General features: G+C 70.4%; 22 protein-coding genes. 9 read left to right on the top strand and 13 right to left on the bottom strand.

Annotation, left to right across the window (positions count from 1 at the left end):
• Window positions 1-69: 69 nt before the first annotated feature.
• Genes HGG74_RS04375 through HGG74_RS04365 form a run of 3 tightly spaced genes read right to left on the bottom strand, consistent with a single transcriptional unit; the run spans window position 70 to window position 7,114 of the window.
• A complete protein-coding gene (locus tag HGG74_RS04375) occupies window positions 70-3,459 on the bottom strand; it encodes an ATP-dependent helicase (protein ID WP_168485106.1) in 3,390 nt (1,129 codons plus the stop codon).
• Window positions 3,456-6,719: an ATP-dependent helicase gene (locus tag HGG74_RS04370; RefSeq protein ID WP_376766117.1), complete on the bottom strand. Its 3,264-nt coding sequence runs from the start codon at window positions 6,717-6,719 to the stop codon at window positions 3,456-3,458. The genes HGG74_RS04375 and HGG74_RS04370 overlap by 4 nt, the downstream gene beginning before the upstream one ends.
• Window positions 6,716-7,114 carry an MGMT family protein gene (locus HGG74_RS04365; RefSeq protein WP_168485105.1) on the bottom strand — a complete coding sequence of 133 codons (399 nt, stop codon included), beginning with the start codon at window positions 7,112-7,114 and terminating at the stop codon, window positions 6,716-6,718. Before HGG74_RS04365 ends, HGG74_RS04370 begins: the two co-directional genes overlap by 4 nt.
• A gap of 78 nt (window positions 7,115-7,192) precedes the next feature.
• Here HGG74_RS04365 and HGG74_RS04360 point away from each other — a divergent pair, with 78 nt between their 5' ends.
• From HGG74_RS04360 to HGG74_RS04345, 4 genes are all read left to right on the top strand, one after another.
• Window positions 7,193-7,897: a 3'-5' exonuclease gene (locus HGG74_RS04360; protein WP_168485104.1), complete on the top strand. Its 705-nt coding sequence runs from the start codon at window positions 7,193-7,195 to the stop codon at window positions 7,895-7,897.
• A gap of 79 nt (window positions 7,898-7,976) precedes the next feature.
• A complete protein-coding gene (locus tag HGG74_RS04355) occupies window positions 7,977-8,969 on the top strand; it encodes a methionine ABC transporter ATP-binding protein (protein WP_168485103.1) in 993 nt (330 codons plus the stop codon).
• Window positions 8,966-9,709, top strand: a complete 744-nt coding sequence (locus tag HGG74_RS04350; RefSeq protein WP_168485102.1) for a methionine ABC transporter permease — start codon at window positions 8,966-8,968, stop codon at window positions 9,707-9,709. Before HGG74_RS04355 ends, HGG74_RS04350 begins: the two co-directional genes overlap by 4 nt.
• A gap of 159 nt (window positions 9,710-9,868) precedes the next feature.
• On the top strand, window positions 9,869-10,708 hold the full coding sequence (locus tag HGG74_RS04345) for a MetQ/NlpA family ABC transporter substrate-binding protein (RefSeq protein ID WP_168485101.1): 840 nt from the start codon (window positions 9,869-9,871) through the stop codon (window positions 10,706-10,708).
• Between the two features lie 228 nt (window positions 10,709-10,936).
• Here HGG74_RS04345 and hemL read toward each other — a convergent pair whose 3' ends face one another.
• The 8 genes from hemL to hemE all read right to left on the bottom strand — a co-directional run bounded on the left by hemL (window position 10,937) and on the right by hemE (window position 19,986).
• Window positions 10,937-12,277, bottom strand: coding sequence for a glutamate-1-semialdehyde 2,1-aminomutase (gene hemL / locus HGG74_RS04340; RefSeq protein WP_168485100.1), 1,341 nt, complete (start codon window positions 12,275-12,277; stop codon window positions 10,937-10,939).
• 75 nt (window positions 12,278-12,352) lie between these two features.
• Entirely contained in the window at window positions 12,353-13,330 is a 978-nt protein-coding gene (hemB, locus tag HGG74_RS04335) for a porphobilinogen synthase (RefSeq protein WP_168485099.1), read from the bottom strand.
• A gap of 64 nt (window positions 13,331-13,394) precedes the next feature.
• Entirely contained in the window at window positions 13,395-14,354 is a 960-nt protein-coding gene (locus HGG74_RS04330) for a uroporphyrinogen-III synthase (protein ID WP_168485098.1), read from the bottom strand.
• Between the two features lie 2 nt (window positions 14,355-14,356).
• Window positions 14,357-15,352 (bottom strand): hydroxymethylbilane synthase, encoded by a 996-nt coding sequence (hemC, locus tag HGG74_RS04325; protein WP_168485097.1) that lies wholly within the window; start codon window positions 15,350-15,352, stop codon window positions 14,357-14,359.
• Window positions 15,349-16,509, bottom strand: a complete 1,161-nt coding sequence (locus tag HGG74_RS04320) for a ferrochelatase (protein WP_168485200.1) — start codon at window positions 16,507-16,509, stop codon at window positions 15,349-15,351. The genes hemC and HGG74_RS04320 overlap by 4 nt, the downstream gene beginning before the upstream one ends.
• Before the next feature lie 68 nt (window positions 16,510-16,577).
• Entirely contained in the window at window positions 16,578-17,273 is a 696-nt protein-coding gene (gene hemQ / locus HGG74_RS04315; RefSeq protein ID WP_168485096.1) for a hydrogen peroxide-dependent heme synthase, read from the bottom strand.
• Window positions 17,274-17,362: 89 nt separating this feature from the next.
• Window positions 17,363-18,922 carry a protoporphyrinogen oxidase gene (hemG, locus tag HGG74_RS04310; protein WP_168485095.1) on the bottom strand — a complete coding sequence of 520 codons (1,560 nt, stop codon included), beginning with the start codon at window positions 18,920-18,922 and terminating at the stop codon, window positions 17,363-17,365.
• Between the two features lie 2 nt (window positions 18,923-18,924).
• The gene (hemE, locus tag HGG74_RS04305; RefSeq protein ID WP_168485094.1) at window positions 18,925-19,986 is read right to left on the bottom strand and encodes a uroporphyrinogen decarboxylase; all 1,062 of its coding nucleotides are present in this window, start codon (window positions 19,984-19,986) and stop codon (window positions 18,925-18,927) included.
• 189 nt (window positions 19,987-20,175) lie between these two features.
• On the opposite strand from hemE, the gene HGG74_RS04300 reads away from it, so the two are divergent.
• Window positions 20,176-21,507: a glutamyl-tRNA reductase gene (locus tag HGG74_RS04300; protein WP_168485093.1), complete on the top strand. Its 1,332-nt coding sequence runs from the start codon at window positions 20,176-20,178 to the stop codon at window positions 21,505-21,507.
• 115 nt (window positions 21,508-21,622) lie between these two features.
• On the opposite strand, the gene moeB is transcribed toward HGG74_RS04300, so the two are convergent.
• A complete protein-coding gene (gene moeB / locus HGG74_RS04295; RefSeq protein WP_168485092.1) occupies window positions 21,623-22,825 on the bottom strand; it encodes a molybdopterin-synthase adenylyltransferase MoeB in 1,203 nt (400 codons plus the stop codon).
• Between the two features lie 131 nt (window positions 22,826-22,956).
• Here moeB and HGG74_RS04290 point away from each other — a divergent pair, with 131 nt between their 5' ends.
• Genes HGG74_RS04290 through HGG74_RS04280 form a run of 3 tightly spaced genes read left to right on the top strand, consistent with a single transcriptional unit; the run spans window position 22,957 to window position 24,241 of the window.
• On the top strand, window positions 22,957-23,631 hold the full coding sequence (locus HGG74_RS04290; protein ID WP_168485091.1) for a TetR/AcrR family transcriptional regulator: 675 nt from the start codon (window positions 22,957-22,959) through the stop codon (window positions 23,629-23,631).
• A 56-nt stretch (window positions 23,632-23,687) separates the two neighbouring features.
• Window positions 23,688-23,912, top strand: a complete 225-nt coding sequence (locus HGG74_RS04285) for a DUF3107 domain-containing protein (protein ID WP_168485090.1) — start codon at window positions 23,688-23,690, stop codon at window positions 23,910-23,912.
• 29 nt (window positions 23,913-23,941) lie between these two features.
• Window positions 23,942-24,241, top strand: a complete 300-nt coding sequence (locus HGG74_RS04280; protein ID WP_168485089.1) for a hypothetical protein — start codon at window positions 23,942-23,944, stop codon at window positions 24,239-24,241.
• Between the two features lie 14 nt (window positions 24,242-24,255).
• On the opposite strand, the gene HGG74_RS04275 is transcribed toward HGG74_RS04280, so the two are convergent.
• Window positions 24,256-24,591 (bottom strand): 4a-hydroxytetrahydrobiopterin dehydratase, encoded by a 336-nt coding sequence (locus tag HGG74_RS04275; RefSeq protein ID WP_168485088.1) that lies wholly within the window; start codon window positions 24,589-24,591, stop codon window positions 24,256-24,258.
• Between the two features lie 209 nt (window positions 24,592-24,800).
• Between HGG74_RS04275 and HGG74_RS04270 the strand changes: the two genes are divergently transcribed.
• Entirely contained in the window at window positions 24,801-26,285 is a 1,485-nt protein-coding gene (locus HGG74_RS04270; RefSeq protein ID WP_168485087.1) for an RNB domain-containing ribonuclease, read from the top strand.
• The last annotated feature ends 148 nt before the right edge of the window (window positions 26,286-26,433 follow it).

Below are 26,433 nucleotides of genomic sequence, written 5' to 3'. Positions count from 1 at the left end.
GGCCGGCCGGCACCACCCCGTTCCGCGGCTGCCCCTTCCTTCGCAAGCTCAGGAGGGGCCCCGGCCGCTTCACTTAGCGCCGTAGGCTCGGCGGACGACTGCTTCCAGCTCGGCTTCCCCGGCCAGGTCATGCGGCCGGACGATCTTATCCGCGGCAACGTAGTAGAAGGCCGCGGACACCTGCTGCACCGGCACGTCCTTCAGCCGTGCCCAGGCCAGCCGGTAGGCCGCCAGCTGGACCGCACGGATTTTCAGCTTCTCCCCGGACGGCGGCGTTCCGGTCTTCCAATCGACCAGTTCCCACCGGCCGTCCGGCCCGCGGAAGACTGCATCGATACGCCCGCGGACCACTACCTCGTCGATGCGGGTTTCCACCGGCACCTCGACCGCCTCGGGAACCTTGTCCGCGAACTCGGAGGCCTTGAAGGTCTCCATCATGGCGGCCAGGTCGTAGGCCTCGTCCACATAGGCGTCCGCGGGCTCCACATACTCGTCCAGATCCAGCATGCCGCTGGTACCGAAATACTCCTCGATCCAGCTGTGGAACGCCGTTCCCTTCCGCGCCGCCATGCCGGGACGGCGCGGGACCGGCCGGCGCAGGGCCCGGGTCACCGCGGCCGGATCCTCGGTCAGGCTCACCAGCATCGATGCCGAGATGTGCGGGGGCAGTTCCACCTCGCTGACCTGCCGGACGGCGTTATGGCGCCGCAGCAGCAGCTCGGCTTCCCTCGCCCAGGCCTTCTCCGGCGCCGGCAGTTGTCCGGCCGCCATGGCGTCGAGGACTGCCCGTGCCGCCGCTTCCATGGCGGCCCGCCGGCCGGGACGGGCCGGTTCGGCCTCGCCGCCGCGGACCACGCGCGGACCCTCGAGCGGATCGTAGGGCCACACGGCCGTTTCCACTTGGGCGCGGACGGGGTTCTCCTCCCCCAGCTCATCGTCCGAGAGCCAGGTGCCGACGCCAGCCCCCGGACCCTGTCCGGCCGGCTGCCCGCCGACGAGCTCGTGGAGTTCGGTCAGGAAAACCGACGGGGCAGCCGGCTTCGTCCTGGTCCCGGACCAGCCCGAGGAACTGCAGACCAGCAGGTGCTTGGCCCGGGTATAGGCGACGTAGGCCAGGCGGCGTTCCTCCTGCTCGCCATGGGCCTGGACAGCATCCTTGAACTCGGACTCGGCATTGAACCACGAAAGCTGGTCCGGCTGGTCGGTGTCCCAGTGCGGCAGATCGTGCCGGTCCCCGCGCAACGGCCAGGGCAGCGCCTCGGAACCGCTGCTCCAGCGGTTGTCCGAGCCGCTGGGGAAGGCTCCCTCGTTCAGTCCGGGTACGAACACCACGTCCCATTCCAGCCCCTTGGAAGCGTGGACGGTCAGCAGCTGGACCGCGTCCTTGCTGACTTCCACCTGGGTGATGTCCAGTCCGTCCTCTTCGGCGGCGGCAGCTTCGAGCCAGCCCAGGAAGGCGAGCAGGTCCACGCGCTGCGCCGTCTGCACGAAGCCTGCCGCGGCGTCGTGGAACGCATCCAGATGCCGCCTGGCCTGGTGGATGGAGACCCCCGGCTTGGAGGCGACCTCGATGTCCAGCAGCATGGCGCGCTCCACCTCACCCAGCAGCAGGGTCAAATCGTCGCCGGCAAAGGTGCGCAGCTGGCGGATTTCCTCCGCGAGCAGTTCCAGGCGCCGCAGCGCCTCGGCGGTCAGGGAGCGCCCGTGGCGCGACGTCCAGCCCGGTTTCGGCAGCCGGTCCAGTGCCTCGACCAGGGAGGCGGCCTCGGCGACGTCGCTTTCAACGACGGGCCCCGGATCGGCTTCGTTGCTGTCCAGGTCAGCCTCTTCCCGGCCGGCGGCCGCCCGCCGGCGCTGGCTCTCGAGGAAGCGTGACCAGTCGGCGAACGCCATCAGGTCTGCGGGTCCAAGGCGCCATCTGGCCCCTGCCAGCAGGCGCATCAGGGCGTCCGAGCGCCCGGGGTCGGCCAGCACGCGCAGGGTCGAGACCAGGTCCACGATTTCCGGCTGGCTGAGCAGGCCGGCCAGGCCGACCACCTCGCAGGGCACGCCGGCGGCCTCCAAAGCCTTGGCGATGACGGGGATCTGTGCCCGCCGCCGGCACAGCACAGCCGCCGAGACGGGTTCGGCCGCCCCGGTTTCGGGATCGCGTTCATAGACCGTCCGGCGGGCGGCGGCGACCTGCCGGGCCAACTGCCCGGCTTCTTCGAGGTCCGTGCGGTAGCGGGCCAGGACCACCTTGCCGTCGGCTGCCTGGGGCCGGGGCCGCAACGGCGGCACCTCGAGCCGTGCCGGGTCCGGCCGGTTCGGGTCCACCCGGTTCAGCGGCGCGGCAATCGCGTTGGCCATGGACAGAATATTGGCGGCGTTGCGCCAGGCGGTGGTCAGGAAGGCGGCCGGCGCCGGGGCACGGCTGCCGTCTGCGGACACATGCGGGAAATGCTGGCGGAAGGCAAAGAGCTGGCCGGCGGAAGCGCCGCGGAACCCGTAGATGGACTGGTTCGGGTCCCCGACGGCGGTAACGGCATGGCCTTGGCCGAACAGCTTGGAGAAGAGAACCATCTGGGCATGCGAGGTGTCCTGGAACTCGTCCAGGAGCACTACCTTGTAGCGGCTGCGCTCCAGTTCACGCGCCTGCGGGACCTCGCTGGCGATCCGCGCGGCCAGCGACACCAGGTCCCCGTAGTCCAGCACGCCGCGTTCCCGCTTGGCCCGGGTATAGCCGGCGGCCAGTTCGGCGACCGTGGTCCGGGTGCGCAGCCGGTTCAGCAGGTCCACGACGGCCTTCTTCGCCGTTTTAGTGCTGCCCTGCACATACGGGAGGGCCTCCACGCGGGCCACCTCGGCTTCCAGCCAGCTCCGGGCCTCGCCGGGGGCCGCCAGGTGCTCGGAGCATTCGCCGGCAAACTGCATGACGGCCTTGACCAGCGTGGACTTGGCCGCCACCAGGTGGTCCGTGTCCCCGTCCCAGGCCTCCACCACCTGGCTGGCCAGCTGCCAGGACTGGGCGCTGCCCAGCAACACGACGTCGCGCTCGATTCCCAGCCGCAGCCCGTAATCCGACACCAGCCCGTTGGCATAGGAGTGGTAGGTGGACACCTTCGGCTCCAGCATTCCGGCCGCATCGTCCCCGTCCACCGGCAGCAGCCCGCGGCGGTCCAGCTTGGCCAGCTGGGCGCGGATCCGTGCAGCCAGTTCCCCGGCAGCCTTGCGGGTGAAGGTGACACCAAGGATTTCCTCCGGCCGCACCAGGCCGTTGGCCACCAGCCAGACGACCCTGTCCGCCATGGTGGCAGTCTTGCCCGAGCCCGCACCGGCAATGACCAGCAGCGGCGCCAGCGGCGAACTGATGATCGCCGACTGCTCCGGCGTCGGCTGGTGCTGGCCCAGCAGCACCGCCAGTTCTTCGGGGGTATGGACGGCAACTGCCTGCCCGGTGGCGGCCTGGCCGCTGCTCATTCGGTAACCTGCTTTCCTTCGGCGCACAGCGGACAGATCTGCGGGGCCCGGCAACCCTGCGCCCCATGACCGGCCTGCTGCGGATCATGGCGCGCTTCAAAGGTGCTCCCGGACATCAGCACGGCAGCCTCGTGGATCATCTCCGCGGCCCATTCGTCCCCGTCGGCCAGCCCGTCCTGGTGCTGGACCTTGACGGACTTGAGATCCTGGCCCAGCTGGACCAGCGCCGCACCGCCCGATGGCGGCCGGCCGCCGTCCCCGGCCAACCCCGGCACGTCGTCGAAGGCACCGGCCTGGACGGCGGCCTGATAGCTGGCCAGCTGCGGATGCCCTTGCACGTCACGGCCTGCCGGTGCGGATTTGCCGGTCTTCAGATCGATGACCACCAGCCGCCCGTCCGCGTCGATTTCCAGCCGGTCCACCTGGCCGCGCAGCCGTGCCACCCGCTCCGGTCCGCGCAGGTCCACCGAAAAGTCCCGTTCCACGGCCAGCAGCCGGCGCCCCTCCCGGCGCATTAGCAGCACATACTGGGCCAGCCGCCGGACCATGCCTTCGGCCCGTTGGAAATCCAGCCGCCCCTCCCAGTTGTCCTTCATGCCCAGGCTGGGCCAGCGCCGGACCAGTTCCGCGGCATATTCGCTGCCGGTGGCGTCCGGCATGTCCTGGGCGATCGAGTGCACGAGGGTGCCCAGGCTGCGGGCGAAATCCGTCGCCGCTTCTCCCCCTGCCGCCTGCACGAACCAGTCCAGCGGCGACTTGCGCACCGCCTCCACCCGCGAAGGCGAGACCGGGACCGGCTCGCCCTCGGGCACCACAGGAGCGTCCGAGCTGAGCGGCAGCAGCCCCCACCACTGGTCCGGGTGCGCGCCCGGGACGGGCACCTCGCTGGCAGCCAGCAAAGCCAGTACCGCCGCCGCTTCCGCAGCTTCGGCCGGCTGCTGCCCGGCCTGCTGGGCCCACTGGCGCAACTCGGCCGCGAGCGCGCGCAGCGTCCTGGGCCGCAGCACCTCGGTGGCGGGCCGCGGCTGCTCCGGATCCAGCCAGGGGTCCACCAGATCCAGGAAAGGCGAGGGTTGGGCGTCCTCGGACTGGACGGCCACGCAGATCAGCTCGCGTTCTGCCCGGGATACGGCCGTGGCGAAGCTGCGCAGCTCGTCGTAGCGGGTTTCGCGCAGCCGGGCGGCCGGGTCGCTGCGCCGCGCCGCTTCGACTCCGTGTTCCAGGACCTGCACATACTGCGTGCTGCCCAGCAGTTCGCCGCGCAGCCGCGTGTTGGGCCAGACCCCGTCCTGGACCCCGGCGACGATCACCAGCGGCCAGCCGCGGCCGGCCGCGGAGGCGGGAGTCATCAGCTCCACGGCCTCGCGCAGCTGTGCACGCGGGGCCAGGTTGTCCATGGGCAGCTCCTGGTTGAGCAGGTAGTCAAGGAACTGGCCCGGCGTGGAACCAGGCAGCTGGTCCACATAACGTTCGGCCGTCTGGAAGAGGGCCATCATGGCGTCCAGGTCACGGTCTGCCCGGACCCCGGCGGGTCCGCCCTGCAGCGCCAGGGCGGACCACCGGTCCGCCAGCCCGGCGGTCGACCAGAGCGCCCACAGGACCGTCTCCGCGTTGGCCCCCGGCTCGGCCGCAGCTTCCCGCCCGGCCTTGAGCATGGCGGCGACACGCCGGGCGGGCCCGGCCTCCCGGCCCAGGGTCTGCAGCCGGGCAGGATCCTGCAGGGCCTCGACCAGCAGCGCGTCGCTGGCACGGCCGCCGCCCCCGAGCAGTTCCTCGCGCCGCAACGACTGGCGCAGCCGGCGCAGATCGATCGCGGTCGCACCGCCGATGCGCGAGGTCAGCAGCTTTACGGCCGCTTCCGGGCTCAGGGACTCCGGGTCCAGGACCAGGGCCAGCGCGTCCAGCAGCGGACGGACAGCCGCCTCGTCCCGCACCGGCGTCTCGGCCACCGGCACCTTGACGGCAATGCCCTGGCCGGTCAGGTAACGGGCCAGCTCCGAGAGCTGTCCGCCGGTGCGCACGACGACGCCGATCTCGCCCAGCCGGTAGCCGCCGAACAGTGTCGCTTCGAGGATCCGCTGGGCCACGTAGCGCTGCTCGTGGACGGCCGATGCCACGACGTGGGCAGAAGCGGCAGGGCCGGGCCCGGAAGCATCCCCGGCAGTGGCGGCCGGATGCAGTTCGCGGGCGCGGTGGCCGCCGGCGACCTGTGAGATCCGCGAGGCGACCGACTGCCAGGCAGCGGCCACCGGGCCCGCCATGCGGTGCGAGGTGCGCAGGGTGACAGTCTGGAGCGGAACGGTGTCCGTGCCGACCAGCTTCGGCAGCTCCGCCAGCAGGTCCGGGCGCGCGCCGCGGAAACCTTGGACGACAGTGTCCGGGGAAGCTGCCATGAGCGCGTCCTTGCCGGCGGCCAGCACCGCCAGCAGTTCGTAGACAGCGGGGTTGGCTTCCTGCAGGTCGTCCACCAGGATCAGCTCCAGCCGGCGCCGTTCCCGGGCCAGGAAGTCCTCGTCCTCCAGCAGCAGCTGCCGGGCCGAGGTGATGATGCCGGCCGGATCGAACGCCTCCGGCATGCGCAGGTCAATCAGGTCCCGGTATTCCCGGTAGAGGGCCGCGGCGGCACACCAGTCCTGCCGCGAGCACAGCCGCCCCAGCTCCTCCAGCTGTTCGGCCGTGCCGCCGTATTCGATCACCCGGTCGAAGAGCTGGCGGACTTCCTGCCGGAACCCGCGCGTCTTCAAGGCCTCGGAAAGGTCTTCCGGCCAGTCAATGGCCGCCCCGAACCCGGAGCCGTGCCCGGCGAGCAGGTCCGCGATCATCTGGTCCTGCTCCGGGCCGGAAAGCAGCCGCGGTGCACGCTCCAGCAGCGGCAGGCGCCCCTCGGCGCGGGCCCGGTGGATGAGGTCGAACGCGTAGGCGGACCAGGTCCTGGCCGGTGACGTGCTCAGGCTCCGGTCCAGGCGGGCGGTGAGCTCATCGCGCAGCCGGCCGGCGGCCAGGCGCGTGGGCGCCAGCATGAGGATCCCCGCCGGGTCCAGTCCGGCGTCGACCCGCCGGACCGCGTGCTCGACCAGCACGGTGGACTTGCCGGTCCCCGGCCCGCCGAGGACCAGGACGGGACCGCAGCCGGCGGGCAGGCCGATCACCGGGGCCTGGTCCGGACTGGGAACCGGTACTTCGGACCGGAGCCTTTCGGGCGGGGCCAGCCGCAGCTCCGGGACATTGGGTACCGGGACACTCAGCACGGGATCGCTCACGCGTCTATTCCACCAGTTGCCGCCGACAGTTTCGTCCGGAGGTCCGCGGCGATGCCGTCGATGCGTGCGAAATCACGTTCTGCAGGAACCCAGCGTGCCTGGGCCATCCGCACCTTCGGCAGGGCCGGCCGGGCAGCTGCGGACGGGAAGAGAAGACCGGTACCCTCATGCCGGTAGTGCTCCAAGGCCTGCCACATCAGGACAGCAGGCAGGGAACCATCCGACCGGACGACCCGCCACCAGGACACTGCCCCGCCATGCAGGGCCATCACCCGGCCGACCTGCCGCGGACCGGCAGCGCCCAGCAATTCGGCGATGTCCCCGTAGGAGAGGACCTTGCCCGCCGGCACCAGGGCGGCGACCTGCAGGACGGCGTCGACCAACTCCTCGCGCATGGCGTCCACTCTACGGGCACGACCGGAGGCGGCCGGCCGTGTACGATACCGTCCGCGCCGGCCGGTAGCGTTGTAGGCATGAACAGCTGGCATGAACTCCCCCGCGCTGCCTTCGACGTCGAAACCACCGGCCGCGATCCGCACGAAGCGCGGATCGTGACCGCCTCCATCGTGCTGGTCAACGGCCGGGGCGCGCCCCTGCAGCAGCACGAATGGCTGGTCAATCCCGGCGTGCCCATTCCGGAAGAAGCTGCCGCGATCCACGGCATCACCACCGAACGCGCCCGGAAGGAAGGCCAGGATGCCGCCGAAGCGGTGGCGCAGATCGCCGGGACACTCGCCGGCTACTTCGCCGCCGGCATCCCGGTGATGGCGTTCAATGCCGCCTACGACTTCACCGTGCTGGCCGCCGAATGCCGCCGCCGCGGCCTGGCCGCGCCGGCCCCTCGCCCGGTGATCGACCCGTACATCCTGGACAAGCAGATGGACCGTTACCGCCGCGGCAAGCGCACCCTGGTGGCGCTGAGCGAGCTCTACCAGGTCGGGCTGGACGCGGCGCACACCTCCGCCGCGGACGCCCTGGCCACCATCGGCGTGGCCGATGCCCTGGCCCGCAAATACGGAACCCTGCGGATGGAGCCCGGACAGCTGCACGACTCACAGGTCGGCTGGGCCGCCGCCCAGGCAGCGTCGTTCCAGGAATGGCTGCGCCGGAAGCAGCCGGATGCGGTCGTGGACGGCGTGTGGCCGGTTCGGCAGCCGGCCGGCGGCTGTCATACTTAACACCGGACCCAGCCCTTGTGCTATCGCGCGTGCGGCTGTATGTCCGGACATGCCCTGCCGCCCACCCAACCGAGGATTCATGATCACTGTCACCGACCTGCGCAAGGTCTACCGCCAAGGCAACCGCGAGGTCGTGGCCCTCGACGGCGTCAGCCTCGAGGTACCGAAGGGATCCATCCACGGGATCGTCGGCCACTCCGGCGCCGGCAAGTCGACCCTGGTCCGCTGCCTGACCCTGCTGGACGCCCCGACGTCCGGGTCGGTGAGCATCAATGGCGCGGAGCTCAGTTCCGCCGGGCACCAGGACCTGCGCGCGGCGAGGCGGCGGATCGGAATGATCTTCCAGCATGCGAACCTGATGGATTCGCGCACGGCCGTGCAGAATGTGGCGCACCCGCTGGAGATCGTCAAGACCCCGAAGGACCGGATCCGGACCAGGGCCGCCGAACTGCTGAAGCTGGTCGGCCTGGCCGGCTTCGAAAACGCGTACCCGTCCCAGCTCTCCGGCGGCCAGAAGCAGCGCGTGGGCATCGCCCGCGCCCTGGCCTCGGACCCTGACGTGCTGCTCTGCGACGAGCCGACCTCCGCCCTGGATCCGAAGACCACCGACGAGATCCTGGCCCTGATCAAGGACCTCACCGCGCGGCTGGGCCTGACGGTGCTGGTCATCACCCACGAGATGCATGTCGTGAAGCGCATCTGCGACTCGGTGTCCCTGCTGGCCGGCGGCCGGATCGTCGAGCACGGCAAGCTGCGCGATGTCGCGGCCAACCTGGGCAGCGAACTCTCCCGGACGCTGCTGCCCCTGCCCGCGGCGGAACCGCTGGGCTCCGGCGCCGTCCTGGAAATCCTGTACTCGGGCGACCGGGCCTCGGAACCGATGCTGACCTCCGCCGCGCGCCGGTTCGACCTGGATCTGAACGTCCTGGCCGGCAGCGTCGAGACACTGGCCGGGACGCAGTTCGGCCACCTGCGTATCCAGCTGCCCGACGGCGCCGACCCGGCGCCGCTGGCGGCCTACCTCGAAGACCAAGGTGTGTCGGTCCGGGCCGCCGGAAAGGACGCCGCATGAACTTCATCGAAGACCTGACGACCAATCCCGGCATTACGCGGGCGCTGCCCGAGGCCATCCTCGAAACCCTGCAGATGATCGCGATCTCCGGCTTTTTCACGCTGCTGATCGGGCTGCCACTGGGCATTTTCCTGCATGTCAGCGCGCCGGGCGGGCTGCGCCCGATGCCGGTGGCGAACCGCATTGTCTCGGACGTCATCGTCAACATCACGCGCTCGATCCCCTTCGCCATCCTGATGGTGTCCCTGATTCCCCTGGCCAGGCTGATCACCGGATCCTCGATCGGACCGATCGCCGCCTCCGTTTCGCTGACCATCGGCACGGTGCCGTTCTTCGCGCGCCTGGTCGAAGCCGCGCTGCGCGATGTCAACGCAGGCAAGATCGATGCCGCACTGGTGATGGGGTCCACGCGGATGCAGGTCATCGGCAAGGTCCTGGTCCCGGAGGCCATGCCCGGCCTGGTGGCGGCACTGACGACGACGATGGTCACCTTGGTTGGCTACTCCGCCATGGCCGGCATCATCGGCGGCGGCGGCTTGGGCCGGCTGGCCTACAACTACGGGTTCCAACGCTTCGACACCACCGTCATGATCGTGACGATCGTCATCATGGTCATCCTGGTACAGGCCATCCAGTGGATCGGGGATGCCGCCGTCCGCCGGGTGGACCACCGCACCGCCGCCACGGCAGGTGTGCGCAAGGTGCGCCGGCATGAGCCGGACACGACCATCGGCGTCTGACCCGGCACACGGTCTTGAGTATTTCCGAGATTTCCCCGCTTTTCCGTCCGGCTGGCCGAAACGGCCTGGACGGAACAATGCAGCCAGTAGCCGCTAGCTGCACCAGGTCCGGGCCGCGCCACTACGATGGTCCGGGTTATTCGAAAGGAACGCACACGGATGCGTAAAGCACTCACCCTGCTGGGCACCGGCCTCGCCGCTGCCTTGGCGCTGACGGCTTGCGGTGGAGGAGAATCCACCCCCAGCGCCGAAACCTCCCTGGACCCGGCGCAGCCGGTGACCGTCACCGTCGGCGCCAGCCCGGTGCCGCAGGCCAAGATCCTTGAGTTCATCGACCAGAACCTGGCCAAGGAGGCCGGCATCGATCTGACCATCGAGGAGTTCGACGACTACCAGACGCCGAACATCGCCCTGAGCGACGGCTCGCTGGATGCGAACTACTATCAGCACCTGCCCTTCCTCGAGGAGCAGGAGCAGTCCAAGGGCTACAAGTTCGAGCACGGCGCGGGCGTGCACATCGAACCGTATGCCGGCTTCTCCGCCAGGCACAAGGACATCGCCGACATTCCCGACGGCGGCACCATTGCCATCACCAATGACCCGGCCAACCAGCCCCGCGCACTGAAGGTGCTGGAAGCCGCAGGCCTGCTCAAGAACATCGAGGACGATTCCTCGGTGCTGAACCTGACCGACGAGCAGAACCCGAAGAAGCTGAAGTTCGAGGAGAACCAGCCCGAGATCCTGCTTCCGCTGGTGGAGGACCCGAAGATCGACCTTGCGCTGATCAACGGCAACTTCATCCTGCAGGCGGGCCTGAGCACCGAGGAGGCGCTGGTGGTCGAGTCCGTCGAGGACAACCCCTACGCCAACTTCCTGGTCTGGCGCGAGGGCGAAGGCACCCCGGCCATCGCCAAGCTGGACGAACTGCTGCACTCCCCCGAGGTCAAGGAGTACATCACCAAGACCTGGCCCAACGGTGACGTGACCCCGGCCTTCTGACGGCTTCCGGCCCGACACAGCGAAGCCCGGAGGCCTTCCCCTCAAGGGAAGGCCTCCGGGCTTCCTGTCTGTGCGTGCGCCGGTTTGGGCCGTGCTGGCCGGCTCCGAGCGCCCAGCAGGCCTCCCCGTTCGCCGCCTGCCCCACGCGCTCCGCGCGCGGGGACCCCTGCCGTTAGCGTCCAACAGCTCCCCCACCCCTCGCTGCGCTCGGGGCGGGGACCCCTGCCGTTAGACTGCCGGCCAGGCGGCGGGCGCTGCAGCGGCCGCGGCGGCCTTGGCAGCTGCCGGCAGCGCTGCCAGGATCCGGTCCATGGCGGTGTCGTCGTGGGCGGACGACAGGAACCAGGCCTCGAAGACCGACGGCGGCAGGTAAACGCCGGCGTCGAGCATCGCATGGAAGAACGGGCCGTAGCGGAAGGCTTCCTGCGCCTGCGCGTCGGCATAGTTGCGCACCCCGGCGGCGGAGGTGCCGAAGGCGACGCTGAAGAGGTTGCCGGCCCGCTGGATGCTGTGGTCCACCCCGGCGGCAGACAGTGCCTCGGAGACGGCGGCGGAGAGCTGTGCCGAACGCGCGTCGATGTGCTCGTAGACCTCGTGCGTAGCGTGGGTCAGCGTGGCCACGCCTGCCGCCATCGCGACCGGGTTCCCCGAGAGCGTGCCGGCCTGGTAGACCGGGCCCACCGGAGCCAGATGGTCCATCACCTCGGCGCGTCCGCCGAGGGCCGCCACCGGCAGGCCTCCGCCGATGACCTTGCCGAAGGTCAGCAGGTCCGGAACAAACGGCGCGTCCGAGTCCGCCGCTCCGCCGGTCAGGCCCCAGTAGCCGGCGTAGCCGGTGCGGAATCCGGTGAGCACCTCGTCGAAGATCAGCAGCGCGCCATTGGCGGCGGTGATCCGGGCCAGCGCGGCGTTGAAGCCCGGCTGCGGCTCGACCACGCCCATGTTCGCCGGCGCCGCCTCGGTGATCACCGCGGCGATTTCCTGTCCGCGGACGGCAAAGGCTTCCTCGACAGCGGCGAGGTCGTTGTACGGCAGCACCAGGGTCTCCGCGGCCGTGGCCTCGGTGACACCTGCGGAACCGGGCAGCGCCAGCGTGGCCACACCGGAGCCGGCCGACGCCAGCAGCCCGTCCAGGTGGCCGTGGTAGCAGCCGGCAAACTTGATCACCAGGTTGCGTCCGGTGAAGCCGCGGGCCAGCCGCACCGCCGTCATCGTCGCCTCGGTACCGGTGGAAACCATGCGCAGGCGCTCGACCGCACCGACCCGGCCCATGACCAGCTCGGCCAATTCGGATTCGGCAGGAGTGGACGCGCCGAAGGACAGGCCGCGGTCCACGGCTGCGTGGACGGCGGCGAGCACCTCGGGGTGGGCATGGCCGAGCAGGGCCGGGCCCCAGGAGCAGACGAGGTCGACATATTCGCGGCCATCGGCGTCCGTCAGGTACGGGCCGCGGCCGGAGACCATGAACGGCGGGGTGCCGCCCACGGACCCGAAGGCCCGCACGGGTGAATTGACCCCGCCCGGCATCAGGGCCCGGGCTCGCTCGAACAGCTCTGCGGAGGAAGTCACGAAAGATCCTTTCAGGGAAGACTCAGGTAGAAACGGGCCGGAAAGGCTTGCCGCCCCGGACGGTGCAGCAGGCCTTCAGGCCTTGATCCAGCGGGCGATTTCGGCGGCCCAGTACGTGAGCACCAGGTCCGCGCCGGCACGGCGGATGCCAAGCACCGATTCCAGCACTGCCGCCTTCCGGTCGATCCAGCCGTTGGCGGCAGCCGCCTCGATCATCGCGTACTCGCCGGAAATCTGGTAGGCGGCCACCGGCACCGGGGACATGGCCGCCACGTCGGCCACGATGTCCAGGTAGCTCATGGCGGGCTTGACCATGATCATGTCCGCCCCCTCGCCGAGGTCCAGTTCGACTTCCAGCAGCGCCTCGCGGCGGTTGGCCGGGTCCATCTGGTAGGTGCGGCGGTCCCCGGTCAGCTGCGAGTCCACGGCCTCGCGGAAGGGTCCGTAGAACGCCGAGGAGTACTTGGCGGCGTAGGCCAGCACCGAGGTCTGCTGGTACCCGGCCGCGTCCAGCGCCTGCCGGATCACTGCTACCTGCCCGTCCATCATGCCGGAGGGCCCGAGCACATTGGCACCGGCTTCGGCCTGGGCCACAGCCATGCGGGCGTAGATGTCCAAGGTGGCGTCGTTGTCCACGCTGCCGTCGGCGGCCAGCACGCCGCAGTGGCCGTGGTCGGTGAATTCGTCCAGGCAGACGTCTCCCATGACCACCAAGTCATCGCCCACCTCGGCCTTGACGTCCCGGATGGCCTTGTTGAGCACGCCGTCCGGGTCCAGGCCGGCCGTGCCGGTGGCATCGCGGGTGGCCGGGATACCGAAGAGCATAATGCCGCCGAGTCCCAGCTCCGCGGCCTCCACCGAGGCCCGCTTCAGCGTGTCAGTGGTGTGCTGGACGACACCGGGCATGGACTGCAGCGACACCGGCTCGCTGATGCCCTCGCGGATGAAGGCCGGCAGGATCAGCTGCGATGCCTGGAGGCTGGTCTCGGCGGTCAGGCGGCGCAGCGCGGCAGTGGCGCGGAGCCGGCGCGGGCGGTGGAGGGGGAAGCTCATCGTGATCCTCTGCTCGATTCTGCGGGCCTGCCTGGCGGCCCGGCTGGTGGTCTGGACTGGTTGGTCAAGGATGTCCGGAGACAGCGTTCCCCGGCGCCGCTGCCAGTGCAGCGGCCAAGGCGTCGGCGACACCTGCCGGTGTGGGGGCGGCCGCGACGGCGGCAATGCGGAGCTCCAGCCGGGCGGCCTCGCGGGCGGTGCTGTTGCCGATCGCCACCAGCAGCACGCCGGCGGGCAGCCCGGGCGCCACGGCGTGAAGCCGGCGGACCAGGCTCGGTGAGGTCAGAACGACGGCGCCGATGCCGCCGTCGGCCGCGGCCCGGTTGAAGTCCGCCACGGAAATTTCCGCCGCCCCGGCCGTCCCTGCGCTGTCCGCCCCCGGCGATCCGGCGGATGCCGCCGCCAGGACCGCGGTAAGCCGCCGGTCCGGCCGGGCCGGATAGTCCACGGTGCGGTAGGCCACCACGGGACGGACCTGCCAGCCTTTGGCCGCCAGGCCGTCCGCCAGGGTCGCAGCGGCGATATCCGCCTGCGGCAGCAGCACCTTCCCGGTGCCGTCCTGTGCCGGGACGGACTGTGCGGGTGTGGTGCGCTCCGGCCACGCCGCGACCAGTCCGACGGCGTCCATGCTGGCCTCCGGCACCAGGCTGACGTCCAGGCCCTCCGCCGCCAGCACGCGGGCGCTGGCCGAGCCGACGGCCGCCAGCTTGGTGCCCCGGGTCAGCTCTGCCAGTGAGGTGCCGAGCAGCGCGGCACGCTGCTTGAGCGCCCGCACGGTGGTGATGCTGGTGACCACCAGCCACTCGAAGCCGCCGCGGCCGAGCAGGACCAGGGCCTCGTCGAGCTCGCGGGGGGATTCCGGTTCCTCGAAGTCGATCAGGGGCATGAGCCTGGGCACCGCACCGCGTGCGGCCAGCTCGTCCGCCATGCCCGCGGCCCGGTCGGCGCTGCGCGGCAGTACGACGACGAGCCCGGCCAGCGGCGGCGCGGCCGGGGACATGCGTGGCGGCAGGTCCGGGACCATGGTCAGTGCCCGGCCAGGGCGGCCAGTTCGGCGGCGCCGTCCGCCAGCAGCTGCTCGGCCAGCCGCACCCCCAGGCCGGCGGCCGCGCCGGCAGTGGCTTCGCCGGCCAGGCTGCGGCGCAGCAGGCGCGTGCCGTCGGTGCTGCAGACCACCGCCTCCAGCCGCAGGCCGCCATTCTGCAGCGAGGCCAGGGCCCCCACCGGCGCGGCGCAACCTGCCTCCAGGCGGGACAGCAATGCACGTTCTGCCGTCACCGCCAGCCGGGTGGGGAGATCGTCCAGGGCGGCCAGCGCGCCGGCGATTACGCCGTCGGCTGCGGTTTCGGGCCGGCATTCGACCGCCAGCGCGCCCTGGCCGGGGGCCGGCAGCATGACGGCCGGGTCCAGATATTCGGTGATGTGCTCCTCAAAGCCCAGGCGCGCCAGTCCGGCGGCGGCCAGCACGACGGCATCCAGGTCGCCCTGGACGCCGCGGCCGACACCGCCGTCGTCGGCAGCCGGCGCCTTGCCGGCGACCCGGCCCAGCCTGGTGCCTACGTTGCCGCGGATGTCCACGATCTGCAGATCGGGGCGGGCGGCCAGCAGCTGTGCGCCCCGGCGCGGCGAGCCGGTGCCCACCTTGGCGCCCGGCGGAAGGGCGGCCAGCGTCAACCCGTCGCGGGCGCAGAGGGCATCGCGGACGTCCACGCGGGCCGGGGTGGCGGCAATGACCAGGCCCTGGGGCTGGGCGCTGGGCAGGTCCTTGAGCGAGTGCACGGCCACGTCGCACTCCCCCTCCAGCAGGGCCAGCCGCAGGGCGGCGGCAAACACTCCGGTGCCGCCGAGCTGGGACAGCGGGCCGCTGGTGACGTCCCCCTCGGTCTTGACCCGCACGAGCTCGTACGGATGGCCGCTGGCCGCTGCCAGTGCTTCGGCCACGGTGGTGGTCTGGGTGACCGCCAGTGCGCTGCCGCGGGTGCCTACCCGGAAGGTCGCGGTGGAGGCAGGAGCCTGGCTCATGGCTGCGGAACACCTACTTCGGAATCGACGGCGGCGATGGTGGGCCGGACGGTGCCGTCGCGCATCACCTTGACGCAGCAGTTCGGCCGGCACACGTCGTACCAGGGACCCAGTTCCGCGGCGCTGGCCCGGCCCGGCAGCAGCGCCTGCCCGCCGGGGCCGGCCAGGCGTTCGGAGATCAGGTCCACGATGCCGCCGACGAACCGGGCATGGGTTCCGGCCGTGGGGACCCGGTGGAAAGCCAGGCCCAGTTCGGCGCAGGTGTTCCTGGCTTCGGTGTCCAGGTCCCAGACGACCTCCATGTGGTCGCTGACGAAGCCGATCGGGACCACGACGACACCGCGGGTACCGGCGGCGGCGTAGTCGGCAAGGGCGTCGTTGATGTCCGGTTCCAGCCACGGGATGTGCGGGGCACCGGAGCGGGACTGGAACACCAGCGACCATTCGAGGCCGGCGGCCTCGGGGATGCGTGCCAGGATGGCGCGCGCCACGGACAGGTGCTGGGCGGTGTAGACATCCACGTGCCATTGGGCTGCCAGCCGGGCGGCCAGGTCGCGAGGGCCGGCGGCCTCGGCGTCGGAGACCGGGATGGAGTGCGTGGTGAACACGATCCGCACCGGCGCGTCCGCGTCGGCCAGCTGCGCGCGCACGTCGGCCAGGCCGGCGGCCACGCCGTCGACGAACGGCTCGATGAAGCCCGGATGGTCGAAGTACTGGCGGACCTTGTCCACCTCCAACTTGCCCTCCAGGCCGGTTTCCCGCAGCGCGACGCCGAGGTCCTCGCGGTACTGCCGGCAGCTGGAATAGCCGGCGTAGGCGCTGGTGGAGAACATCAGCACGCGGCGGTGGCCGTCCTCGTACATCTGCTGCAGCACCGGCTGGATGTAGGGCGCCCAGTTGCGGTTGCCCCAGTAGACCGGCAGCCCGATCCCGCGGGCGGACAGCTCGGCCTCCATGGCCGCCTTCAGCGCGCGGTTCTGCGCGTTGATCGGGCTGATCCCGCCGTTGGCGCGGTAGTGGGTGGCGACCTCTTCGAGCCGTTCGTCCGGGATGCCGCGGCCGCGGGTGACGTTGCGCAGGAACGGGATGACGTCGTCCTGCCCCTCGGGCCCGCCGAAGGAGGCCAGCAGGACCGCATCGTAGGGCTTGGGGGCCATGAGCCCGTTCTCGTCGTAGCCCTGCCGGGGGTCGAAGCTGAACCCGCCGGCAGCGCTGCCGGAGCTGGTCACCGCAGCACCTCGGCGATTTCGGCCACGCTGATGCGGCGGCCGGTGTAGAACGGGATCTCTTCGCGGACGTGGTTGCGGGCGTCGGTGGCGCGCAGGTGGCGCATCAGGTCGACCAGGTCCACCAGCTCCGGTGCTTCCAGGGCGAGGATCCATTCCCAGTCGCCCAGGGCGAAGGAGGAGACGGTATTGGAGAGCACCTGCGGGAAGTCGCGGCCGAGCATGCCGTGGTCGCGCAGCATCCGGCCGCGCTCGGCGGCCGGCAGCAGGTACCACTCGTAGGAGCGCACGAACGGGTAGACGCAGACCCAGGTGCTCGGCTCGATGCCGCGGGCGAAGGACGGCACGTGGTCCCGGGCGAATTCCGCGGGGCGGTGCACACCCATGGCGGACCAGACGATGTCGGTGTCCTCGAACAGCGCGGTGCGGCGGATGGTGCGCACGGCGGCCTGCAGCTCCTCCGGCTTGGAGCCGTGCAGCCAGATCATCACGTCGGCGTCCTCGCGCATGGCCGAGACGTCGTAGGCGCCCCGCAGGGTGACACCGGCTTCGGCCAGCTTGGCGATGGCGGCCTCGAAATCCGTCAGGGCAGAGTCCTGGATCAGGGCGCCGGACCGCTTGAACACGGTCCACAGGGTGTAGTACTGCTCCTCGGCGGCGGGGGCGGCGGATTCCGATACGGACGTTTCAGTCATGCTCAACAGTCTGCCTTCTTGGTTGGGGTTATATCGAAAGTACAGTATGGCCTCGGAGCTTCTTCTACATATTGTAGAAGGGACCCCGGTTACGGGCTATCCGCAGGCGCGCCCTCGGGTGCGGTTCCGGCGCCAAGATCCTCGGCCAGCAGCCGGGCCCGCTGCCGGGCATCCCCGACCACCGCGGCCAGCCCGGTACCGGCCAGCCAGGCGCCGGCCAGCTGCAGCCCATGCTGCCCGCTGGCCAGCCGCCGGACCTCGGCCACCCGGGCCCGGTGGCCCAGCGTCGCCGACGGCAGGGCGCCAACCCAGCGGACCACCTTCCGGCCCAGCACGTCGTCCTCGCCGATGGGCAGGCCCAGCAGCACCGACGCGTCCGCGAGCGCCTGCGCGCAGAGCTGCTCGTCCGGCCAGCTGGTGAAGTCTTCGAAAGCCTCGGCCTCCGGAGCGTGTTGGCCGGCGGCCCGGCCGTAGGACAGACGCAGCACGTGGTTGCCGGGGCCGGCTTCGGCTGCCAGCCACGGCCATTTGGCAGTGGCGTGCGTCAGCGCCTTGGCCCGTACCCCTGCCACACCCGGTGCCACCAGCAGGCCGGTACCGCGCGGGGCGGCATCAAGCTCGGGCAGGTCCACTACCAGGGTCACCAGCGCCACGGCCGGACCCGGCGCGGGCTCGGCTGCTTCGAGTCCGGGAAGGGAACCGGCCAGCAGCCGGACGGCGGACACGCCGTCGGTGGCCACCACCAGACCGGCCGGGGAAAAGTCTCCGGCCGCGGAGGCGACCCGCCAGCCGCCGTCGCGGCGTTCGAGGCCGGACACCTTCGCATCCGTGTACAGGCGCACCCCGCGGTCCTTCAGGTCCTTGACCAGATGCTCCACGAGCAGCCCCATGCCGCCGGCAATGCCGGCCACGGCGGCCCCCGCCGGCGCGGCCCCGCGCAGGGCGCCCACGGCCGCCCCCAGCGAACCGTGCCTGACGACCGCAGCCCGCAGCCCGGGAACCACCGAGTCCACATCCAGCACATCCGGATCCGCCGAGTACACGCCGGCGGCCACCGGGGTGACCAGCCGTTCGAGCACCGCCGAGCCCATCCGGGTGCGCACCAGCTCGCCCAGGCTGAGCGGCTCCTTGCGCAGCAGAGTTCCCAGCGGCAGGACCTTGTCCGCCGCTGCCCGCAGCGAGGCCCGCCGGCCGATGGCCTTGACGATGTCCGCCCCCGCGGGATCCGCGGGGATGCCCACCACCGACGTCTTCGGCAGCGGCTGGGCCGATTCCGGCAGCTGGAGCCAGGCTCCGGCCGGATTCGGCGCGACGATGCTTCCGCCCAGCCCCAGCTCGCCGGCCAGGTCGGCGACCACGGACGAACGGGTGGCGAAGGACTCGGCCCCGGCATCGAGCATCAGCCCGGCCACTTCGTGCCGCGCGACGCAGCCGCCAAAGGCGGCGGAAGCCTCCAGCACCGCCACGTCCAGGCCCTGCCGGGCCAGTTCACGGGCGGCCACCAGCCCGGCCACGCCGCCGCCGACGACGACGGCACGGGGCTGCGCCGGCTGGTGGGACTTCTGCTGGGCTGCTTTGTGCTGTGTCTTCTGCTGGGCTGCGACCTTCTGCAGCGCGGCGGTGACAGGGTGGCGCTCGCGGTGCGGCATGGCTACGGCTCCACCGAGTGGATCAGCTTCACCACGCGGGTGAGCACATCGGGGTCGGCTTCCGGCGGCACACCGTGGCCGAGGTTGAGCACATGCCCGGGGGCGGCCGCGCCGGCGGCAATCACCTCGCGCACGTGGGCCTCCAGCACCTCCCACGGGGCGGCCAGCAGCGCCGGGTCGATGTTTCCCTGCAGCGGAGTGGTGCCGCCCAGCCGCCGGTTCGCCTCATCCAGCGGGAGGCGGTAGTCCACGCCGATCACGTCCACGCCGACATCGCGCATGGCCACCAGCAGCTCGGAGGTCCCGGTGCCGAAATGCACCAGCGGCGCCCCAAGCCCGCGTACGTGGTCCAGGGCCCTGGCGGATGCCGGCGCGACGTGCCGGCGGTAGTCCGCCAGGCCCAGCGAACCGGCCCAGGAGTCGAACAGCTGCGCAGCGCTGGCGCCGGCTTCCAGCTGGGCGCGCATGAACATTCCGGACGCGTCCGCCGCCCAGGCTGCCAGCGCGTTCCAGGTCTGCGGGTCCGCATGCATCATGGTGCGCGGCCCCAGGTGGTCCCGCGAGGGCCTGCCCTCGACCATGTAGGCCGCGAGCGTGAACGGTGCGCCGGCAAAGCCGATCAGCGGCTTTTTGCCCAGCTCGGCCACGGTCAGCTTGACCGCTTCGCGGACCGGCTCCAGCGCCTCCTCGGTGAGCTTCGGCAACCGGGCCACGTCGGCGGCGGTGCGCACCGGGGCCCCCAGGACCGGACCGACACCGGGAACGATGTCCACATCCACCCCGGCCAGCTTGAGCGGAATGACGATGTCGGAGAAGAAAATGCCGGCGTCCACGTCATGCCGGCGGACCGGCTGCAAGGTGATCTCCGCCGCAAGGTCCGGCGTCAGGCAGGCATCCAGCATGGCGATGCCCTTGCGCGCCTCGCGGTACTCGGGCAGTGACCGCCCGGCCTGGCGCATGAACCACACGGGGCGCCGCTCCGGCTTCCCTCCCCGGTAGGCAGTGATCAGCGGCGAATCCGCCGTGCGGCCGTCCAGCAGCGGGTGGGAGGCATTCAATGTCATGTTTATAGATTCTGCTCCAGTTGCGCCGCCGATTGCCAACCGGACACTCTCCGGCAGCGGCCCACTGCCCGGCTTCCCGGCGCCGCTGACGCAGGCAGGGTGACCGGAGACACAAGGAATCCCCAGCCCCGGCGGGGTAGGTATACCTAATAGGTTCAGTTCCGGCCCAGCGGCTACTATGGAGGGGTTGTGGTTTTACTTTCTCTCGTTGCATCGCACTCAGACGTAGACCTGGAAACCGTGGCCCGCCTCAGCGCCGGCTCCTCCCAGGTCGCTGCCGGTGTGCTCGAGGAAGGCAAGGCAGTCTCCGGTGCGGTGGTCCTGTCGACCTGCAACCGCCTCGAAATCTACTGCGAAGCCGAGTCCGAAGCCCACCTCGAAAGGGCCCGCGCCGAGGTGGTGGCTGCCATCAGCGGCGCCACCGGCCTGCCCGAGCCGCTGGTGTCCCGCTACTTCGACACCAAGACCGGAGCGGACGTTACCCGGCACCTCTTCGCCGTCGGCGCAGGGCTGGACTCCGCCGTCGTCGGTGAACGCGAAATTGCCGGACAGGTACGGCGGGCGCTGATCCAGGCCCAGGACCAGGGAACCGCCAGCGCCGCCCTGGTCCGGCTCTTCCAGGCAGCTTCCCGCACCGCCAAGGACGTCGGCGCCCGGACCGCCCTCGGCGGCCGCGGCCTGTCCATCGTGTCCGTCGCCCTGGACCTGGCCACCGACCTGTCCGAGGACCGCCGCTGGGCGGCGAAGAACGTCGTGGTTTTCGGTACCGGCGCCTATGCCGGAGCGACCATGGCCCTGCTGCGCGAGCGCGGCTGCGCCAATATTTCGGTGTACTCCCCGTCGGGGCGGGCCGCGACCTTCACCGCCACGCGGGGCGGAACTCCGCTGACCGGCGAGACCCTGGGCGCCGCACTGGCGGCCGCGGATGTCGTCATCGGCTGCAGCGGCAGTGACAGCCGGGTCGGAGCGGACGAGGTGGAACAGCTGCGTGCAGGTTCCGGCAAACCGCTGATCATGATCGACCTGGCGCTGACCCACGATTTCGACCCGGCGGTGGCCGGGCTGGACGGGGTGGAACTGATCACACTCGAATCCGTGCGCCTGGCCGCGCCGGAAGAGCAGGCCGAATCCGTCCGGCAGGCCGAGGAGATTGTCGTCCAGGCAGCCCGGGCGTTCGAGGACCAGCAGCAGGAACGGTCGATCGATTCGGCCATCGTGGCTTTGCGGCGGCACACCATGCAGGTGCTGGAGAAGGAACTGGAAAAGGTCCGCAACCAGCACGGCTGCACCGGCCCGGCACAGGAAGTGGAATTCGCCATGCGCCGCATGGTCAAGCAGCTGCTCCACCTGCCGACCGTCCGGGCCCGCGAGCTGGCCGCTGCCGGCCGGCAGGACGACTACATCGCGGCCCTGGACGCGCTCTACGGCATCGCCGTCGAACCCCCGGCTGAGGAAACTGCTTCCCGGGCGCAGGATGGCTGCCCGGTGCCGCACGACGCTTCCGTCGCCGAATCCGCCTGAGGCCTGTCCTCCGTCAGGTGAGCTGACGGATCTCCGGAGGTCATCGAAAGCCCCGTCCTGCCGTGCCCGGCATCCATCGTGACGCCGGGCACGGCAGGACGGGGCAGCAGGCGCCTTAGTACACGGGCTTGTCCGGTTCCACCTGCCGGATCCAGGCCAGGATGCCGCCGTCCAGATGCTTCACCCGGGTATAGCCTTCCTGCTGCAGGTAGGCCAGGACCGCGGCGGAGCGCGCGCCCGACTTGCAATGCAGGACCAGGTCCTTGTCCCGCGGCAGTTCGGCCAGCGCCTCGCCGGAGAGGATCCGGCCCTTGGGTACCAGCCGCGCCCCGGGGATGCTGACAATGCCGTACTCACCAGGTTCACGCACGTCGATCAGCTCGAACCCGCTGTCCCCGGGCTGCCGGGCGGCCAGCATGCCGGCCAGTTCGACGGCGGAGACGGCCGGGGCCCCGGCTTCGCTGCCAGGTGCAGGGGCCACCCCGCAGAACGCCTCATAGTCGGCCAGGCCGGTGATCGGGGCTGCGTCCGGGTCCTTGCGGACCCGCAGTTCGCGCCAGCTCATCTCGAGGGCGTCGAAGATCAGAACCCGGCCCAGCAGGGTACGGCCAATCCCGGTGATGAGCTTGACCGCCTCGTTGACCATGACCGAGCCGATCTGGGCGCAGAGCACCCCGAGCACCCCGCCCTCGGCGCAGGAGGGCACCGAACCCGCCGGCGGCGCCTCGGGATACAGATCGCGGTAATTCGGGCCGTGGGCGTCCCAGAAGACGCTGACCTGCCCGTCGAAGCGCAGGATCGAGCCCCAGACATAAGGCTTGCCCAGCAGCGCCGCGGCGTCGTTGACGAGGTAGCGCGTGGCGAAATTGTCGGTGCCGTCCAGGATCAGGTCGTAGCCGGCAAAAATCTCCAGCGCATTGGAGGCGTCCAGGCGCACTTCGTGGAGGACGACATCGACGGCAGGGTTGAGCTCCCGGATGCTGTCGCGCGCGGATGCGGCCTTTGTCCGGCCCACGTCCGAGACCCCGTGGACCACCTGGCGCTGCAGGTTGCTGGCTTCGACGACGTCGTCGTCCACGATGCCGAGGGTACCCACGCCCGCCGCCGCCAGGTACAGCAGGGCCGGCGATCCCAGCCCGCCGGCACCAATGACCAGCACGCGGGCATTCTTCAGCCGCAGCTGCCCTTCCATGCCCACTTCGGGGATGATCAGATGCCGGGAATAGCGCTGGATTTCCTCCGGTGTCAGGGACCCGGCCGGCTCCACCAGCGGCGGCAGAAGGTCCGGGAGGGTGTCCGATCTCGTATCGCTAGCCATATTGCCAATCTACGCCACGGAGGCGGTGCGTGTCCGTCCGTTTCCCGCCCGCGCCCGCTGACCCGCAACTGCCACGTAAACTGGCTAGAAGCCGCCGCGCCGGACAGCGACACCGTGCCGCGCCCGACACGATGTACACGAGATGGAGTTCCAACAACCGTGAGCCGAACCAGCGAGTCCAGACTGTGAGCAGTGAGTCCAGGCCTGCCAAACCGATCCGGCTCCCCCGCGACGAACGCCGCCGGCAGCTCCTGCAGGCCGCACACGAAGTCTTCGTTGCCAATGGCTACCACGGTGCGGCCATGGACGAAATCGCCGTCGCCGCACGGGTCAGCAAGCCCGTCCTCTACCAGCACTTTCCCGGCAAGCGGGATCTCTACCTGGCCCTGCTGGACCACCACCTGCAGTCACTGACCGCCATGCTGTCGGACGCCCTGAAGTCCACCACCGACAACAAGGCGCGGGTCCACGCCACCATCGGCGCCTACTACCGCTTCATTGCGGAGGAAAGCCAGGCGCACCGGATCGTCTTCGAATCGGACCTGGCCAATGATCCGGAGGTCTCCGCCCGGCTGGAAGGGTTCAACACCCGGCTGGCCGGGTCCATCGCCGAGGTCCTGGCCGAAGAAACCAACCTTTCCACCGCGGAAGCGACGCTGCTGGGCCGGGCCCTGGCCGGCATGGCGCAGGTGAGCGCCCGCTACTGGGTCCAGTCCGGCGGGGGCGGCCTGGACCGCGACGCCGCGTGCGAGCTCATCTATCGTTTAGCTTGGCGCGGAATTTCCCGCTTCCCGAAGGAACCCTAGGGAAAATTCCGATACATTTCGACACGGAAGTACTGTCATACCCAGGAGGCAATAGCGTGGAAATCAAGATCGGCATTCAGAACGTGGGCCGGGAGATTGTTTTTGAGTCGGCCGAACCTGCCGATGCCGTTGCCGAACTTGTCAGCCGCGCCATGAACGGCGGTGCCGAACTGCGCCTGAAGGACAGCAAGGGCCGCCTCGTCATCATTCCGTCCAATGTGCTCGGCTACGTCGAAATCGGCGCCGAGGAAACCCGGCGCGTGGGTTTCGGCGCCATCTAGCGGACTGGCCGCCGGAACCGAAGCCCCTCATGGTTGAGTTCATCCTGGTGGCCCTTGGGGCCGCCGCAGCAGGGTTCGTGGTCTGGGCGGTGGACCGCAACCGTGCCAGCTACGGCGTGCTGCTCATGCCCGCCGCCGCCGTGGTCGCCGCCGTGCTGCTGCGGGTGGTCCTGCTGTCCGCCGGAGTGGGCTTCGGGACGGGACCGGGCTTTTTGACCTGGCTGCTGCCCGCCGCCGCCGCCATTGTGGCGGCGGCGGCGGCCGCCTGGTTCATCGGCCGCCGCCGGGCAGCAGCGGACCTCGCCCGGCTGACGGCAATCCTGCGCTGACCGCCGCCAGGACATCACCCCGGATACTTCTCCGGTTCCGCCGCCGCCCCCAGCCGTTCGGCGAGCACGCTGACCGTGGCCGCTGCCGAGACATCCCGGGTGGTGACCTGCCCGCCGGCATCGTGCGACGAGAAGCGCAGGAACACCCGGTTATAGCGCCAGTCCAGATCCGGATGGTGGTTGGCTTCCTCGGCGATGTCACCAATGGCGGCGATCAGGTCCAGCGCCTGCCGGGCGTTCTCCAGCTTGTACACGGTGACCAGCCCCCCATCCCGGTAGGTCCACTGGGTCAGCCCGCGCAGTTCCGCCTCAATCTGCTCGCGGGTCAGGGTGTCTTTGGCTTCAGGCATGTCATCTCCGCTCGTCGATGCGCAGCCGCAGCCTGCGGACATCATGGCGGCAGGCCGGGGCGCGTGGCCGTGCCGCCAGCGTAGCGAGGATACGTTCCGGTTTGAAGGCTCGGACTGCCTGCGCGGGCGGGGGCCTCGGCGGCTACCGCGTAACCGCCTCCCACCGCTCGCACACTCGCGGCGGGCCCCTCGGCGGCTACGCTTAGCAGGTGAAGCATTCACGTCTGGACGCGAAGGTGCATGAGTCCCAGCACCTGCTGGCCCAGGTGCTCGGACAGCTGCGGATCCAGTTCGAGCTGCCCCGGCATTTCCCGGCCGCGGTGGTCGCCGAGGCCGAGAAGGCGGTATCCGGACTTGTCCTGCCGCCGACGGACCTCACCGGACTGCCCTTCATCACCATCGACCCGCCAGGATCCACCGACCTGGACCAGGCCATGTACCTGGAGCGCGAGGGAGAAGGCTACCGGGTCTGGTACGCGATCGCCGACGTGCCGTCCTTCGTGGCCCCGGGCAGCGTGCTGGATGCGGAAACCCGCCGCCGCGGGCAGACGATCTATGTCCCGGACGGACGAATCCCACTGCATCCGGAACTCATCAGCGAGGACGCCGGCAGCTTGCTGCCGGACCAGGACCGCTCCGCCTACGTATGGGAATTCGGGCTGGATGCGCAGGCCAACGTGCAGTCGGTGGGGCTGCGCCGGGCCACCGTGCGCAGCCAGGCGAAGCTGAGCTACGCCGAGGTGCAGCAGGATATCGATTCCGGCGACGCTCCCGAGTACCTGATGCTGCTCAGGGAGATCGGCCTGAAACGCATCGAACTGGAGCGCAGCAGGGGCGGGGCCAGCCTGAACATCCCGGACCAGGAAATCGCGCACGACGGACGCCATTACTTCATCGTCTCCAGCCCGCCGCTGCCGGTGGAGGACTGGAATGCGCAGATATCGCTGATGACGGGCATGGCCGCGGCCCAGCTCATGATCGAGGCCGGCGTCGGCATCCTGCGGACCATGCCTGCCCCTGACGCCGAGGCCGTGGCACATTTCCGCCGCCAGACCTGCGCACTCGACCATCCCTGGCCCGAGGACATGCCATACGGCGAATACCTGCGCGGCCTGAACGCATCGGACCCCCGGCAGCTGGCCCTGCTGCACGCGGCGGCCTCGCTCTTCCGCGGCGCCGGTTATACCCCGTTCGACGGCGCCCTGCCTGAGGCAAGGCTCCAGTCGGCCATTGCCGCCCCGTACGCGCACACGACGGCACCGCTGCGCCGGCTGGTGGACAGGTTCGTGCTGGTCATCTGCGAGGCACAATGTGCCGGCACCGGCATCCCGCAATGGGCCCGCGACGCCCTGCCGGAACTGCCCCGGCTGATGGCGGCCTCCGACCAGCTCGCCGCCAGAGTGGACCGGGCGGCCTTTGAGGCCGTCCAAGCGGCGCTGCTGAGCCACCGCGTCGGCGAGGTGTTCGACGCCGTCGTCATCTCCGGCAGCCGCCCCGGCAACGGGCACGCCAACGGCAACAGCAACGGCAGCAACGGCGCCGGGCCGTCGGGCATGATCCAGCTGCGCAGTCCGGCCGTCACCGCCCGCTGCTACGGGACGCTCGAGACCGGGACGACCGTCCGGGCCCGGCTGATCGAGGCGGACATTGCGGCGCGCACAATCCGGTTCGAACTCGACGGTGCTGCCGGATAAACCTGCGGTGACGGCCGATTTGCACTTGCCGGTAGACTGGAGAACGTAGTAATGGATGCCCGGTCGTTGATTATTCGTGAATTTTGCTGGAAAAACACACAATCAGCTGATCCGCACCTACGCGATCTTGAACCGCCGCGACTGTTCC

Origin of the sequence: Arthrobacter mobilis, assembly GCF_012395835.1 — a bacterium.
Lineage (GTDB): Bacteria > Actinomycetota > Actinomycetes > Actinomycetales > Micrococcaceae > Crystallibacter > Crystallibacter mobilis.
The sequence above is the reverse complement of the archived record's forward strand: the minus strand, read 5'-3'. Positions and strand labels throughout refer to the sequence as shown.

Excerpts from the sequence above, each read along its gene's own strand:
- HGG74_RS04375 (WP_168485106.1), bottom strand. The coding sequence starts at position 3,459 with ATGAGCAGCGGCCAGGCCGCCACCGGGCAGGCAGTTGCCGTCCATACC.
- HGG74_RS04290 (WP_168485091.1), top strand. The coding sequence starts at position 22,957 with ATGTACACGAGATGGAGTTCCAACAACCGTGAGCCGAACCAGCGAGTC.
- HGG74_RS04365 (WP_168485105.1), bottom strand. The coding sequence starts at position 7,114 with ATGCGCGAGGAGTTGGTCGACGCCGTCCTGCAGGTCGCCGCCCTGGTG.
- hemG (WP_168485095.1), bottom strand. The coding sequence starts at position 18,922 with ATGCCGCACCGCGAGCGCCACCCTGTCACCGCCGCGCTGCAGAAGGTC.
- HGG74_RS04280 (WP_168485089.1), top strand. The coding sequence starts at position 23,942 with ATGGTTGAGTTCATCCTGGTGGCCCTTGGGGCCGCCGCAGCAGGGTTC.
- moeB (WP_168485092.1), bottom strand. The coding sequence starts at position 22,825 with ATGGCTAGCGATACGAGATCGGACACCCTCCCGGACCTTCTGCCGCCG.
- HGG74_RS04355 (WP_168485103.1), top strand. The coding sequence starts at position 7,977 with ATGATCACTGTCACCGACCTGCGCAAGGTCTACCGCCAAGGCAACCGC.
- HGG74_RS04275 (WP_168485088.1), bottom strand. The coding sequence starts at position 24,591 with ATGCCTGAAGCCAAAGACACCCTGACCCGCGAGCAGATTGAGGCGGAA.
- HGG74_RS04320 (WP_168485200.1), bottom strand. The coding sequence starts at position 16,509 with ATGGCCCCCAAGCCCTACGATGCGGTCCTGCTGGCCTCCTTCGGCGGG.
- HGG74_RS04350 (WP_168485102.1), top strand. The coding sequence starts at position 8,966 with ATGAACTTCATCGAAGACCTGACGACCAATCCCGGCATTACGCGGGCG.
- hemC (WP_168485097.1), bottom strand. The coding sequence starts at position 15,352 with ATGAGCCAGGCTCCTGCCTCCACCGCGACCTTCCGGGTAGGCACCCGC.
- hemE (WP_168485094.1), bottom strand. The coding sequence starts at position 19,986 with ATGACATTGAATGCCTCCCACCCGCTGCTGGACGGCCGCACGGCGGAT.
- hemQ (WP_168485096.1), bottom strand. The coding sequence starts at position 17,273 with ATGACTGAAACGTCCGTATCGGAATCCGCCGCCCCCGCCGCCGAGGAG.
- HGG74_RS04360 (WP_168485104.1), top strand. The coding sequence starts at position 7,193 with ATGAACAGCTGGCATGAACTCCCCCGCGCTGCCTTCGACGTCGAAACC.
- HGG74_RS04345 (WP_168485101.1), top strand. The coding sequence starts at position 9,869 with ATGCGTAAAGCACTCACCCTGCTGGGCACCGGCCTCGCCGCTGCCTTG.
- HGG74_RS04330 (WP_168485098.1), bottom strand. The coding sequence starts at position 14,354 with ATGGTCCCGGACCTGCCGCCACGCATGTCCCCGGCCGCGCCGCCGCTG.
- hemB (WP_168485099.1), bottom strand. The coding sequence starts at position 13,330 with ATGAGCTTCCCCCTCCACCGCCCGCGCCGGCTCCGCGCCACTGCCGCG.